Source organism: Tardiphaga sp. 619_E2_N8_4 (assembly GCF_051810905.1).
Lineage (GTDB): Bacteria > Pseudomonadota > Alphaproteobacteria > Rhizobiales > Xanthobacteraceae > Tardiphaga > Tardiphaga robiniae.
Map to the genome: position 1 here is coordinate 5,963,008 of NZ_JBPWQJ010000001.1, position 13,764 is coordinate 5,976,771.

Here is a 13,764-nt window from a genome sequence, read left to right on the forward strand (position 1 = left end):
GTGATGCCCGCAGGCATGATCTCGCCTTTCGGCATCACGCGGATCAGTCGATGCACGCCACCCACATCCCTAAAGCGCCAGCCTATTGGTCGAAGGCCGCCATCGTGCCTGGCATCATTGCCATCGGTCCGATGCTGCCCGGCACGCTCGCTTTCGGCATGGCATTCGGTGCGCTGTGTGCGCAGAAGAACCTCACGCTTGCCGAAGTCGAAGTGATGATGGCGACGGTCTATGGCGGGCTATCGCAATTTGTTGCGGTGCAATCATGGCCTGATGTTTTGACGCCGGGTGCGATCGCGACGCTGGCGCTGCTCACACTCACCGTGAATATCCGTTTCTTCCTGATGAGCGCGACGCTGCGCCCGTGGTTCGGCACGCTGCCGGTCTGGCAGGCCTATCCGTCGATGCTGCTCGTGACCGATGGCGGCTGGCTCGCCGCGATGCGCTATCGCGATCATGGCGGGGCCGATGCGTCGTTCTATCTCGGCGGCGGTATCGTGCTGTATTTCACCTGGCTGTTTTCGGCCATCCCCGGTTTCCTACTGGCCGAGCAACTCACTGACCCGAGAAAGTATGGCGTCGATCTGGTGATGCCGGCCTTCTATGCCGCGATGCTGGTGCCTGCCTGGAAGGGCCCCCGCCGTGCCATTCCTTGGATTGTGTCGGGCATCGTTGCTCTCGCGGTGCATTGGTTGGTGCCGGGCTGGTGGTTCATCATCGCCGGCGCGCTATCGGGAGCGATCAGTGCCGGGCTCATGGACGAACCCGAACCGCAGCATCCGGCGGGTGTGTCCGCATGACGGAATTTTTGCGCAGCGACGTGATGATCGCCTTCGCGGTCATGACCGCGGTCACGGTGGCCTCGCGCCTCGGAGGCTACTGGCTGATGGGCTACGTCAACGTCACGCCGCGGGTGCGGCGGATGCTCGATGCATTGCCGGGCTCGATCATCGTCGCCGCCGCGCTGCCCGTGGCCGTCAATGGCGGGCCGGTCGTGGTCTTCGCGATCCTCGCCGCGATGGCGGTGACCATCATCCGCCGCAACGACTTCATTGCCGTCATCACCGGCATGGCGGTAGCCGCGGCCGCCCGCGCGCTCGGTTTTGGCGGCTAGGTCTACCCGAAAAGTTGAATCCCGCTATGCGCAAAACACCTTGTCAACGAGTCTGAACTAGTGTTCAGTTCTTATCGCGAGCACCTCGAAGTTCGCTCAAAACCTTGAAGTTACGCACCTTATTTGTGACAGCCGTCAGGTTGGCCAAGGGGTGCCGGGGATGAGACGCTCATGGTTTACCGACGGACCCATCAAGTCGTGAAGCGGCTTGCGGCGCGGCGCAGCGCCATTCTGGCGGCAGCACGCGAAACCTGTGCCGAAGGTGGTATGGCGGCGGTTCAGATTGCGCCGGTTGCGGTTCGCGCCAATGTCGCGGCGGGCACGGTTTATCGGTATTTCCCGTCCAAGGCCGACCTGATTTCCGAACTCATCGCTGACGTCTCGCGCGACGAACTCGCCGCGATCCGCCGGGCTGCGGATGCCGCGCCGGGTCCGTCATCGGCGCTCGCCGCTGCGGTGACCACGGTCGCCGTGCATGTCGTTTCTCACCGCAAATTGTCGTGGGGCATCCTGGCCGAGCCGGTCGAAGTCGATGTGACGGAGTCGCGACTGGCCAGCCGCCGCGAGATCGCCGGCGAAATCGAATCCCGCATTGCGGCCGCTATTCGCGCCGGTCATTTGCCAGCGCAGGACACGGCGCTCGCAGCCGCCGCACTGCTCGGCGCGTTGCATGAAGCGCTGGTCGGGCCGATGGCGCCTGACAATCTCGAAGATCAAGCCAAGCTGCGCGACGCGGTGCAGACCGTCACGCTGCTGGCCCTGCGCGCCGTCGGCGTGATGGATGCCCGCGCCCGCGGGCTTGTGGTGCAGGCCGTGCTTCCGACCAAGATGGCGGCCGGCGCCTAGCGCGTTTTCAAGCGCAGTGGGCACCGGTTCGCATCAAGAAAACGCGCCAAACCAAAAGGCTTCAGCGCTTACGGCTTGATTTTGCCGTCCTTGTCGAACTGCGCGAGGAAGGCCCAGAGGTCGTTGACCTCGGACTCCTTCTTGATGCCGGCAAAGGCCATCTTGGTGCCCGGGATCTTGGCCTTCGGGTCCTTGATGTATTCCTTGAACGTCGCTTCATCCCAGGTGATGCCGGAATTCTTGTTGGCGTCCGAATAGGAATAGCCCTCGGCGGTTCCGGATTTGCGGCCGTTCAACCCGTTGAGTTCCGGACCGACCTTGTTCTTGGCGTTGTCGCCGACAGCGTGGCAGGCGAGGCACTTGTTAAAGGAGGATTTCCCGGCGGCGACGTCCTGTGCAAGTGCGAAGGAGGAGGCGGTCGAGGCGGCAAGAACGATCAGGGCGCCGAAAGTGACAGACTTCATGGATGGCTCTTTTTGTTGGTTGGCTTTCCAGCTTAGTTTGTTGCACACGCTCCGAGTAGTCCACAAGTGCGATAGCGGCTGCCGCGCGTTCCGGCACCATGCGACGCGTCATGCTTTGGTAAGCTACCCAAAGCCACACGGACGTGGTTGATTCATGGCAAAGCAGCCGAGTGATCGCTGCGATCTTCGGGAGTGCGCGTTCAATGACCATCATGATGCCCGCGCCGGATCAGGCTGTCCTCGCAAGGCGCGAGGCCATTGTCGCTGCGCTGCACAAGCTGGTGCCGGGCGAGGGCGTGATCTCCAGCGCTGCGGAAATGCTGCCCTATGAGTCCGATGGGCTGATGGCCTATCGCCAGCCGCCGATGGTCGTCGTGTTGCCCGATACGACTGAACAAGTCTCAAAAGTTCTGAAATATTGTCACGAGAACGGCATCAAGGTGGTGCCGCGCGGCTCGGGCACGTCGCTGTCTGGTGGCGCGCTGCCGCTGGCCGACGCGGTGCTGCTTGGTCTCGGCAAGTTCAAGCGTGTGCGCGAGATCGATTTCGACAATCGCGCCGTTGTCGTCGAGCCCGGCGTCACCAATCTCGCCATCAGCCAAGCGGTGGCGCATGCGGGCTTCTACTACGCGCCGGATCCGTCGTCCCAGATCGCCTGTTCGATCGGCGGCAATGTCGCGGAGAATTCCGGCGGCGTGCACAGCCTCAAATACGGCATGACGACCAACAACCTGCTCGGCTGCGAGATCGTGTTGATGTCGGGCGAAGTCATTCGCGTTGGCGGCAAGACCGCGGAGACATCGGGCTACGACCTGATGGGGATCATAACCGGCTCCGAAGGTCTGCTGGGTGTCATTACCGAAATCACCGTGCGCATCCTGCAGAAGCCGGAAACGGCGCGTGCGCTGATGATCGGCTTTGCCGAGGTCGAGCAGGCCGGCCAGTGCGTTGCCGATGTCATCAGCGCCGGCATCATTCCCGGCGGCATGGAGATGATGGACAAGCCGGCGATCCATGCGGCCGAAGCCTTCGTCCATGCGGGCTATCCGCTCGATGTCGAAGCACTGCTCATCATCGAGCTCGACGGCCCAGGCGTCGAGGTCGACGAACTCATCAAGCGCGTCGAGAAAATCGCGCTCGGCTGCGGCTCGACCACCTGCCAGATATCGACCTCTGAACAGGAACGCCTGCTATTCTGGTCTGGCCGCAAGGCAGCCTTCCCCGCGGTTGGCCGCATCTCGCCGGACTATCTCTGCATGGACGGCACGATTCCGCGTGCGGCCTTGCCGCTGGTGCTGCGCCGCATGAAGGAGATGTCAGCCAAATACGGCCTCGGCGTCGCCAATGTGTTTCATGCCGGCGATGGCAATCTGCATCCGTTGATCCTGTACGATGCGAACAAGCCCGGCGAGTTGCAGCTCGCGGAAGACTTCGGTGCAGATATTCTGAGGCTGTGCGTCGAGGTCGGCGGCGTGCTGACCGGCGAGCACGGCGTCGGTATCGAGAAGCGCGACCTGATGCCGGAGATGTTCAGCGAGGTCGATCTCAATCAGCAACAGCGCATCAAATGTGCCTTCGACGCACAGGGTCTGCTCAATCCCGGCAAGGTGTTTCCGACGCTGCATCGCTGCGCCGAACTTGGCCGCGTACATGTGCATGGCGGCAAGCTCGCGTTTCCCGATCTGCCGCGATTTTAGTTGGACGCATCCGTGGATATTTTGAAAGTCAGAGACGCTCAGGACGTCGAGCAGGCGGTGCGCGCGGCAATTGCAAGCGAGCAGCCGCTGGAAATCATAGGTCATGGCAGCAAGCGCATGGTCGGCCAGCCCGTTGCGACCAATGCGGTGCTCGATCTGTCGGCGCTGAATGCGGTGACGTCCTATGAGCCGAACGAATTGATCCTCACCGTACAGGCCGGTGCTCCGATGGCCGACGTGCTGTCGCTGATCGATTCCAAGAATCAGCAGTTTTCGTTCGAGCCGATGAACACGTCACAGCTCCTGGGCACGGCGGATATCGGCACCATCGGCGGCATGATCTCGGCCGGGCTCGCCGGGCCACGGCGCATTCAGGCCGGCGGCGCCCGCGATCATCTGCTCGGCGTGCATGCGGTGTCCGGCTTTGGCGACAGCTACAAGGCCGGTGGCCGCGTGGTGAAGAATGTCACCGGCTACGATGTCTGCAAGCTGCTTGCCGGAGCATGGGGCACGCTGTCCGTGATGACCGAGGTGACCCTCAAGGTCATGCCGCGGGCGGAGAGCGAGCGCACCCTGGTGCTGCGCGGGCTCGATGATATCGCAGCCAACAAGGCAATGACGGCGGCACTGGGCTCGCCCTTCGATGTCTCAGGTGCCGCGCATCTGCCCGGCTCGGCGTTGCGCACCACGCACGGGGCGCTTGGCGAGATGGCGGCGCCCGACCAGTCGGTCACGCTGATCCGCCTTGAAGGCATCACCGCGTCCGCGTCGCAGCGCGCGGTGTCACTGAGTACGACGCTGAAGTCATTCGGCGTGGCCGAGATACTTGAAGACACTCAGTCCGCGGCACTGTGGGCAGATGTCCGAGATGTGACGCCATTCGCAGCCAGCGGTCCGCGCGCGATGTGGCCGGTGTGGCGCATCGTGACGCCGCCGGCATCCGGCGGTGCACTTGGCCAAGCTATCGCCAAGGGCTCGCAAGGCGAGGTCATCTATGACTGGGGCGGTGGGTTGATCTGGGCGGCACTACCGCCATCGGCCGATGCGCAGGCAGCGCAGCTCCGCAAGCTGGTCAATGCAGCCGGCGGCCATGCGACGCTGATCCGCGCGCCGGAAGATGTGCGCCGTATCATTGATGTGTTTCATCCGCAGCCCAAAGGCATCGCGGCGCTCGGCGAGCGCGTGCGTCACAGTTTCGATCCGAAGACTATTCTTAATCGCGGCCGGATGTCGCGTGGCCTTGGTACTTGAAAGACTTGCGACATGAAAACCGAATTCACCCCGACCCAGCTGGCCGATCCGGATATTGCCGAGGCCGACAAGATCCTGCGCAAATGCGTGCATTGCGGATTCTGCACGGCGACCTGTCCGACCTATGTGCTGCTCGGCGACGAACTCGATAGTCCGCGCGGCCGCATCTACCTGATCAAGGAGATGCTGGAAAAGGACCAGAAGCCGACTCAGGAGGTGGTCAAGCATGTCGATCGTTGCCTCTCTTGCCTCGCCTGCATGACGACCTGCCCGTCCGGCGTGAACTACATGCATCTGGTCGATCAGGCGCGGGTCAAGATCGAGAAGGACTACACCCGGCCGCTCTCCGAGCGGTTGCTGCGTGACGTGCTGGCCTGGGTGCTGCCGCGTCCCGGTCTGTTTCGCCTGAGCATGACCATGGCCCGGCTGGCGCGGCCGCTGGCGGCGCTGCTGCCTTCGACCAGCAAGCAATCCAACCCGAACCTGCTTAGCCGCGTGAAGGCGATGCTGACGATGGCACCGAAGCAGTTACCCGCCGCCGGTCCATCGGGTGGCAGCATTTTTCCCGCTATCGGCGCTCGCCGTGGCCGGGTCGCACTCCTGCAGGGCTGCGCCCAGCAGGTGCTGGCGCCGCGGATCAACCAGGCCGCCATCAGCCTTTTGACCCGCCATGGCGTCGAGGTCGTGCTGGTCCGGGACGAACAGTGCTGCGGTGCGCTGACCCATCATCTCGGCCGCGACGGGGATGCGCTGGCGCGGGCCAGGGCCAATATCGGCGTCTGGCTCGGGGAGGCAGACCGGGGCGGTCTCGACGCCATCCTGGTCACGGCGTCCGGCTGCGGAACCGTTATCAAGGACTATGGCTACATGCTGCGCGAGGATCCGGAGTTTGCCGCGCCGGCCGCCAAGGTCTCTGCGCTGACCAAGGATATCAGCGAGTATGTCAGCGCCATGGATCTGCCGAAGCCTGACAAACAAAGCGACCTTGTCGTCGCCTATCACTCGGCGTGTTCGCTGCAGCATGGGCAGAAAATCACACAGGCTCCCAAAGAATTGCTTTCCAAGAATGGATTCGTGGTGAAAGATATCCCAGAGAGCCATTTGTGTTGCGGTTCGGCGGGGACGTACAACATTCTCCAGCCTGATATTGCGAGCCGGTTGCGCGATCGAAAGGTCGCCAACATCGCGATGGTCAAGCCGGATATCATCGCTGCCGGCAACATCGGCTGCATGGTTCAGATCGCCGGAGGGACGTCAGTCCCGGTCGTACATACGATTGAGCTACTCGATTGGGCGACAGGCGGTCCCAGGCCAGGATTGAACTGATCTAATTGTGACAACGGCCCCGCGTTAAACTGGCCCCGCGCTGGCGCGGAAGACTTGAAACGCCGGTCCCTTTTGGATCGGCGCCAACAGGAGGACCACGATGGCTAAAGGCAAGAAGTCGAAGAAGGACAAGAAAAAGCAGAAGAAGCTTTTGACGGCGGCGAAACCCGCGAAGAAGTCCTCCAAGAAGTCAGTCAAGAAATCCGCGAAGAAGGCTGTGAAGAAAGCGGCCAAGAAGGCTGCGAAGAAATCAGCCAAGAAGACGGTGAAGAAGGCGGCCAAGAAAGCCACCAAGAAGACCGTCAAGAAGGCCGCGAAGAAGTCTGCCAAGAAGGCGCCGAAGAAAGCTCCCGCCAAGAAGGCAGTGAAGAAGGCTGCGCCGAAAAAGGCCGCCAAGAAAGCAACACCGAAGAAAGCTGCCAAGAAGTCAGTGAAGGTTCCTTCTACGCTGTTGTCGAGCACGGCGCCCGCGCCCGCTATGACAGAAGCTCCAGCGCCGGTCGCGCTGCCGCCGAAGCCGCCGCGCAAGCCGCGTGCTCCCAAGCCCAAGCCGGTCGCACCGGCAATCGCTGAGACACCGAGCTGGGCGACGCCGGAGCCTGATCCGTCACCGGTCGAAGGGCATTCTTCAGGCGAGACGACGGCAATCGAATCTCCTGGCGATACGTCGCCCGATCACGACGAAACCAGATAGTCGAACCGGATCAAGTCCGCGTTCCTGACGCGCCAATAAACTCCGGAAAACCGCAGCGCTCGCCGCTGCGGTTTTTGCTTGGTCAGGCTCTGTCGCGCATGCGTATTTCAACCGATGCCCGGGTGTCCTGAATTTGCAGGCGATTCGAGTGATCGTCGGCCCCGGAGGCTCTGACGGGCAGCTGTTAACCGCTCCACGGACGGCAATCCACAATTCCCAGTCAGTAGTAATTCCCCGTGGTGGTATTTTCGGGCTGGAATCCCTCCAAAAACGTTGTGCTTTTGCAACACCGCGCCACAACCTCTCACGGAAACGTCAGAACGCCTATTTAGGCGGCACTTGCTCGTTTTTTTTCCTTCACCACTGCGGCTTTGCGCCTCAAAGTTGCGTTCAGTCGATGAATTTCGCGGTCTCGCCGTCTTTCAGACACGGAACTGCCTCTGGTTTCAAAAGTGATGGGGAATGTCATGAAGAAAATTGTTGTCGCCTCTGCTGCGGTGCTCGCCATGGGGATGAGCTCGGCTTCCGCAGCCGATCTGGGCGCGAAGATGTACAAGAAGGCGCCGCCGATCGTGGCCGCCTACGATCCTTGGGACATCGCTTTCGGCGCTGCCGTCATGAGCAACTACGTGTTCCGCGGTATCACCCAGTCGAACGGCAACAAGGGTTCGGTCGCAGCTTATTTCGAGCCGCGCTACAACATCACCAAGGACGTCCAGATCTACGCTGGTGTCTCCGGTGAGAGCATCGCCTTCCCGAACCGCGCGTCGATGGAACTCGATGGCTACTTCGGTATCCGCCCGACCTGGGGCGCAGCAGCGTTCGACTTCGGCTTCTTCTATTACGGCTATCCGGGCGGCCAGTGCTTCAACACCCCCGCCTTCTGCGGTGGCGATCTCTCCGCTGTCGCGCTGCCCAACGGCAGCGTCGCCAAGAAGAACGCAAGCTTCTACGAAGGCTATGCCAAGCTCAACTACACCTTCAACGACTACTTCTCGCTGGGCGGCAACGCGTTCTACTCGCCGAACTTCTTGAACACCGGCGCCGAAGGTACCTATGCTTCGATCACCGGTAAGGTGATCGCGCCGTCGACCTGGTTCGGTTCGACCGGCATCGGCTCCTACGTTTCGGGCGAGTTCGGTCGCCAGTGGCTCGGCACTTCGGATTCCTTCTACGGTACCGTCGCCTTCCCGAACGGCATCAAGTACGCCGACTACAACACCTGGAACATCGGCATCGGCTTCACCTACAAGGTCTTCACGCTTGACCTGCGCTACTCGGACACCAACCTGTCCAAGGGTGATTGCAACGCCTTCACTTCGGACTTCACGGCTCCTGCCGCTGGCACCAACTTCACCGCGATCAACCCGTCGGGCGCTGGCTCGAGCTGGTGCGGCGCCACCGGCATCGTCAAGCTGTCGGCTGACCTGACCGCGATGACCAACCTGAAGTAAGCATTTCGACTGAGATCGAAGGGGCGGCAGAGCAATCTGCCGCCCCTTTTCTTTTGGGATAGAGCTTCCATGAATCGGGACTGGTTGCGGCGCGCAGCGAAGACGATCCGTCGCAACAATCATCGCAATGCGCTGGCTGGTGCCGTTGCCGGGCTGGGGGCGGGGATTGCCATCGGTGTGATGGAGTTCTTCTCGGCCGTTGCGCATTATCCGCTGGTCATCATCCCCTTTGCGACCTCGATCGTCCTCGTGATCGGCTCACCCGAAGCCGAGCCGGCGCAGCCGCGCGCGTTGGTCGGCGGACACATCGTCGCGACGCTGGTAGGGCTCGCGGTGCTCAAGCTGACCGGCCCCCATGCCTGGGCCGCCGCCATGGCAGTCGGCCTCGCTGTGCTGGCGATGTATGTCACCGGCACATTCCACCCGCCCGCCGGGATCAACCCGCTGCTGGTGGTGTCTCACGCACTACCGTGGACGTTCCTGCTCGCGCCGGTGCTGGTCGGCGCGCTGCTGCTCGCGAGCTTCACGTTTGTCTGGCATCGCTATGCGGCAGGCCGCGACTGGCCGCGGCACTGGCTTTAGCGGGGCGTGTCACGCCTCAGGCGGTTTCCGTCCTGGCCTTTGCATCTCCCAGCGCGAAGTGATCGCCGCACCGCGTTAGCGACACCTTGCGCTGATGCAAGTCATCGAGCGTGTTGCGGTGGCCGATCGAAACGATGGTCGTGCCAGGCAGCTTGTCTTCCAGCAGCCGGTACAAAGCCGCTTCCGATGGTTCGTCGAGCGACGCGGTCGCCTCGTCAAGGAAGAGGTATTGCGGCTTTTGCAGCAGCGCGCGGGCGACGCCGAGACGCTGTTGTTCACCGAGCGACAGCATGCGATTCCAGTGGCCATCTTCGTCAAGCCGGGTCGCCAGCGCAGGCAGACCCACGGACCTGACGGCATCGGCGACCTCCTGTGGGCTGAACGCGTCGGTCCCGGCAGGATAGGCCACCGCATCCTGCAATGTACCGACCGGAAAATACGGCCGCTGCGGCAGCATCATGACCGCCGCATCCGCGGGGATCGAGATCTTGCCCTTGCCGAACGGCCAGATGCCGGCGATGGCGCGAAACAGCGTAGATTTTCCGGAGCCCGATGGGCCCGTAAACAGCGTGCGTTCCCCGCGGCGGAAGCTGAAGCCCGGCGTCTGCACCATGGGAGCGCCGTTGGGGAGGGTGAGCGTCAGATCGCTCAGTGCGATGTCACTGGTGCCGGTCTCAGTGGCGTGAACGATATCGGCCTTGGTCGTCAGCGCCTGTACGTTGGCAATGGCTGTCTCGAAGCCATCAAGGCGCATCACGCCGGACTGCCATTCCGCCAGTGTGCGATAGGCTGTGACGAAGAATGAAAGCGCACCCTGCACGGTGCCGAACGCATCCGCAGTCTGCATCACGGCGCCGAGCTGGACCTTCTCCGCAAAATAGGCTGGCGCGACCAGAACATAGGGCAGGATGATCGCGATCTGCTGATAGCTGACCGTGAAGGATGTCAGCTTCTTGGTGCGGCGCATGATGTCGATCCAATTGCCGACGACCAGCTGGAAGCGGGTCGAGAGTCGCTGGCGCTCGACCGGCTCGCCGCGCAGCAGAGCGATCTGCTCGGCATTTTCGCGCGCACGCACCAGATTGAAGCGGAAGTCCGCTTCATAGCGCTGCTGCTGGAAATTCAGTGCCATCAACGGTGCACCGATATAGTGCGTCAGCGCGGTGCCGATCACGGCGTAAACAAGCGCGCCCCAGACGAGATAGCCGGGGATCGGGATATCCCGACCGAACACATGCAGCGGCGCCGCGTCGGACAGGCCCCACAGGATGATCACGAAGGAGAACAGCGTGACGACCGAACTCAGCAGGCCGATGCCGATGTCGAGCGTCTTCTCCACGAACAGCTTCACGTCTTCGGCGATGCGCTGATCCGGGTTGTCGGCAGCGTCGCCCTGCAGCTGCATGCGATAGTGGTTGGCGTCGGCGAGCCAGTTGCCGAGATAGCGCTCGGTCATCCAGCGCCGCCAGCGGATCTGGAGCCACTGGTTGAGGTAGAGCTGATAGACCTTGAGTGCGATGTTGATTGCCGCAAGCACGCTGAAGTAAGCGAGCTGATAGGTGAAGACGTCGAGGTTTCTGTCCTGCAGTGCGTTGTAGAAGGTGTTGTTCCAGCGATTGAACAAAACGCTGAGACCGACCACCGCCAGCTCGATGGCGATCACCGCCGTGAGGAGTCCGAGTCCCGCCCATTTGTCCTCGGAACGAAAATAAGGAACCGCGATCCGCCAGACGGTCGCGAGCGTGGAGCGGATGTTATTCACAGGTCGTCTCCGGGAGGAGGGCCCTAAGCCCTTAAGATCAAAAATGAATTCCAGCGTTTAGACTAAAGTAGCTGGTTTGATGGCCTGCGGCACCTTGTCGCGAAACTGTGATTCACCCTAGCATGACGAAAAGCGAGGCATGGGGGCCTCGCATTCGCGTAGCCTATGGGCGCTATCGGCTTTGACCGATCGTGGATGCCCTCGCAAGTGAACAATCAGCAATTTGCCGATCGATAACGATCGAGCCGCTGCAATAATATAAAGGGGGAAAACGGCCATGTGGAATCAGGTCTACAATCCATTCAATAGCTCCACGATCTCGACGCTTGTAGCCGCGATACCGGTGGTCGTCCTGCTGGTGCTGATCGCGACCAACAAGGTCAAGGCACATATCGCTGCGATCATTGCGCTGGTGCTGGCCAATCTTGTGGCGATCTACGCATTCACGATGCCCGCCAATATGTCGCTTCGCGCATCGGCGCTCGGCGTCGTCACCGGCTTCTTCCCGATCGGCTGGATCGTCCTCAACGTCATCTTCATGTATCGCCTCACGGTCGACAGCGGCCGCTTCGAGGTGCTGCAGCGCGCCATCGGCGGCGTCACCAATGATCGCCGCCTGCAGATCCTGCTGATCGCGTTTTCGTTCGGCGCGTTCTTCGAAGGCGCGTCGGGCTTCGGTACGCCGGTGGCTGTCACCGGCGCCGTGCTGATCGGCCTCGGTTTCTCGCCGCTGGCAGCATCGGGCCTGTCGCTGATCGCCAATACTGCGCCCGTCGCTTATGGCGCGCTCGGCACGCCGATCCAGGGCCTCGCCACCGTCACCGGCTTCGACCCCTTCATCCTGGGCGCGATGGTCGGTCGCCAGCTTCCGATCTTCTCCATGATCGTGCCGTTCTGGGTGGTCTGGGCCTTTGCCGGCTGGAAGGGCATGAAGGAAGTCTGGCCTGCCATCCTCGTTACCGCGCTCTCCTTCGCGATCCCGCAATTCGTGATCTCGAACTTCATCAATCCGTGGATCGTCGACATCGGCGCCTCGCTGATCTCGATGGGCGCGTTGATCCTGTTCCTGAAGGTCTGGCAGCCCAAGACGATCTGGACCTCGGCCGCGCTGCGCCAGCACGACGATTCCGCGTCCACCGTGCCGCCGGTGAAACCGATGAGCACGGAGAAGCTGACCTCGGCTCAGGTCTGGAGCGCGCTGACCCCATGGATCATCCTCTGCGTCATCCTGCTGGTCTGGGGCACCAACTGGTTCAAGGGGATCGTCAACCCGATCTTCTCCTGGAATTTTCCAGTGCCTGAACTGCACAACATGATCAACAAGGTGCCGCCGGTGGCCGCCAAGCCGACGCCGGAAGGCGCGGTGTTCGCGTTCACTTACGTTTCCTATACCGGCAGCGGCATGTTGCTGGCTGCGATCATCTCCGGCTTCATCATGGGCTTTTCGCCTGCGAAGATGATTGTGGAATATGGCCGCACCATCAAGATCTGTGCCTACTCGCTGATCACCATCTCGGCGATGCTGGCCATCGGCACGCTCACGCGCCTGTCGGGTGTCGACGCGACGCTCGGTCTGGCCTTCGCTGCCACCGGCGTGCTGTACCCGTTCTTCGGCACACTGCTTGGCTGGCTCGGTGTGGCGCTCACCGGTTCGGACACCGCATCGAACGTGCTATTTGGCAACCTGCAGAGGATCACGTCCGAACAGCTCGGTCTGTCGCCGATCCTGATGAGCGCGGCGAACTCGTCCGGCGGCGTGATGGGCAAGATGATCGACGCGCAATCGATCGTTGTGGCGTCCACCGCGACCAACTGGTTCGGGCATGAGGGCACCATCCTGCGCTTCGTGTTCTGGCACTCGATCGTGCTGGCCTGCATGGTCGGCCTGTTCGTGATGCTGCAGGCCTATGTCTATCCGTTCACGCTGATGGTTCTGGCGCCGTAGGGCGCACGCAACGACTCAATGACGAATCCCCGTGGCTGCAAGGCCGCGGGGATTTTTCGTTGTCGCGCCATATTGTTTCCCGACGGTTCTGGTCAACCGTCGTGGCCGCGCGTAGAACCGCGGCCATTGTCGCCGATCCCATCACGCCGAGAATTCGTATGACTGCCATGACCACTTTGCTGCGGGCCGCTCTTGCCGGTGCTGCGTTTCTGATTGTCGTCCCTGCGCATGCCGCCGACGAGTTTCCATTTGGCATGGAAATGACTCTGGATGCACAGCGTCAGCCCGGCTCGAAGCGGATTCCCAATCTCGAAATCGGCGACGCCGGCGAGGCGCGGGTGGAGTTGTGGTGCAAGGGCGGCAAGGGCCAGTTCTCGGTCGCTGGCAACACCGTCGTCTTCGTCGCCGGCGCGATGGAGCAACGCAGCTGCTCGGACGCACAGGCCGCGATGGACGATCAGTTGATCGCCGATCTCGGTGCGGCCACCAACTGGCAGCGGCGCGGTGATGCAGTGACGTTCGTCGGGCCGAAGTCGCTGCGGTTTCGGCTGAATACGAACTAGAGCGGCTCGCGTAGGATGGGTAGAGCGCAGCGAAACCCATCGCTTTCGACGATTTTGGTTGATGGG

The 13,764-nt window shown here is 62.0% G+C and carries 13 protein-coding genes; 11 read left to right on the top strand and 2 right to left on the bottom strand.

What is annotated here, in order from left to right:
* Positions 1–50: 50 nt before the first annotated feature.
* The 3 genes from AB8A23_RS28300 to AB8A23_RS28310 all read left to right on the top strand — a co-directional run bounded on the left by AB8A23_RS28300 (position 51) and on the right by AB8A23_RS28310 (position 1,960).
* Positions 51–800 (top strand): AzlC family ABC transporter permease, encoded by a 750-nt coding sequence (locus AB8A23_RS28300; protein WP_439057261.1) that lies wholly within the window; start codon positions 51–53, stop codon positions 798–800.
* On the top strand, positions 797–1,114 hold the full coding sequence (locus tag AB8A23_RS28305; protein ID WP_068733575.1) for an AzlD family protein: 318 nt from the start codon (positions 797–799) through the stop codon (positions 1,112–1,114). Before AB8A23_RS28300 ends, AB8A23_RS28305 begins: the two co-directional genes overlap by 4 nt.
* A 171-nt stretch (positions 1,115–1,285) precedes the next feature.
* Positions 1,286–1,960, top strand: a complete 675-nt coding sequence (locus AB8A23_RS28310) for a TetR/AcrR family transcriptional regulator (RefSeq protein WP_092139147.1) — start codon at positions 1,286–1,288, stop codon at positions 1,958–1,960.
* Between the two features lie 68 nt (positions 1,961–2,028).
* On the opposite strand, the gene cycA is transcribed toward AB8A23_RS28310, so the two are convergent.
* Positions 2,029–2,424, bottom strand: a complete 396-nt coding sequence (gene cycA, locus AB8A23_RS28315) for a cytochrome c-550 CycA (RefSeq protein ID WP_089261949.1) — start codon at positions 2,422–2,424, stop codon at positions 2,029–2,031.
* Positions 2,425–2,627: 203 nt separating this feature from the next.
* Here cycA and AB8A23_RS28320 point away from each other — a divergent pair, with 203 nt between their 5' ends.
* The 6 genes from AB8A23_RS28320 (at position 2,628) to AB8A23_RS28345 (ending at position 9,428) form a co-directional block, all read left to right on the top strand.
* Positions 2,628–4,121, top strand: a complete 1,494-nt coding sequence (locus AB8A23_RS28320) for an FAD-linked oxidase C-terminal domain-containing protein (RefSeq protein ID WP_439057263.1) — start codon at positions 2,628–2,630, stop codon at positions 4,119–4,121.
* 12 nt (positions 4,122–4,133) lie between these two features.
* Complete coding sequence (locus tag AB8A23_RS28325; protein ID WP_439057264.1) at positions 4,134–5,372, top strand: FAD-binding protein; 1,239 nt, start codon at positions 4,134–4,136, stop codon at positions 5,370–5,372.
* A gap of 12 nt (positions 5,373–5,384) precedes the next feature.
* Positions 5,385–6,698 (top strand): glycolate oxidase subunit GlcF, encoded by a 1,314-nt coding sequence (glcF, locus tag AB8A23_RS28330; protein ID WP_439057266.1) that lies wholly within the window; start codon positions 5,385–5,387, stop codon positions 6,696–6,698.
* 100 nt (positions 6,699–6,798) lie between these two features.
* Positions 6,799–7,392, top strand: coding sequence for a hypothetical protein (locus tag AB8A23_RS28335; protein WP_439057268.1), 594 nt, complete (start codon positions 6,799–6,801; stop codon positions 7,390–7,392).
* Between the two features lie 467 nt (positions 7,393–7,859).
* Positions 7,860–8,846, top strand: a complete 987-nt coding sequence (locus tag AB8A23_RS28340; protein WP_089261939.1) for a TorF family putative porin — start codon at positions 7,860–7,862, stop codon at positions 8,844–8,846.
* 69 nt (positions 8,847–8,915) lie between these two features.
* Positions 8,916–9,428 (top strand): HPP family protein, encoded by a 513-nt coding sequence (locus tag AB8A23_RS28345; protein ID WP_089261937.1) that lies wholly within the window; start codon positions 8,916–8,918, stop codon positions 9,426–9,428.
* A gap of 16 nt (positions 9,429–9,444) precedes the next feature.
* Here the strand turns inward: AB8A23_RS28345 and AB8A23_RS28350 are convergent, their stop codons facing one another.
* A complete protein-coding gene (locus AB8A23_RS28350) occupies positions 9,445–11,190 on the bottom strand; it encodes an ABC transporter ATP-binding protein/permease (protein WP_439057270.1) in 1,746 nt (581 codons plus the stop codon).
* A 277-nt stretch (positions 11,191–11,467) separates the two neighbouring features.
* Between AB8A23_RS28350 and AB8A23_RS28355 the strand changes: the two genes are divergently transcribed.
* Together AB8A23_RS28355 and AB8A23_RS28360 are read left to right on the top strand one after the other, a co-directional pair.
* On the top strand, positions 11,468–13,135 hold the full coding sequence (locus tag AB8A23_RS28355) for an L-lactate permease (RefSeq protein ID WP_089261934.1): 1,668 nt from the start codon (positions 11,468–11,470) through the stop codon (positions 13,133–13,135).
* A gap of 167 nt (positions 13,136–13,302) precedes the next feature.
* Entirely contained in the window at positions 13,303–13,698 is a 396-nt protein-coding gene (locus AB8A23_RS28360; RefSeq protein WP_439060427.1) for an META domain-containing protein, read from the top strand.
* Positions 13,699–13,764 lie beyond the last annotated feature (66 nt).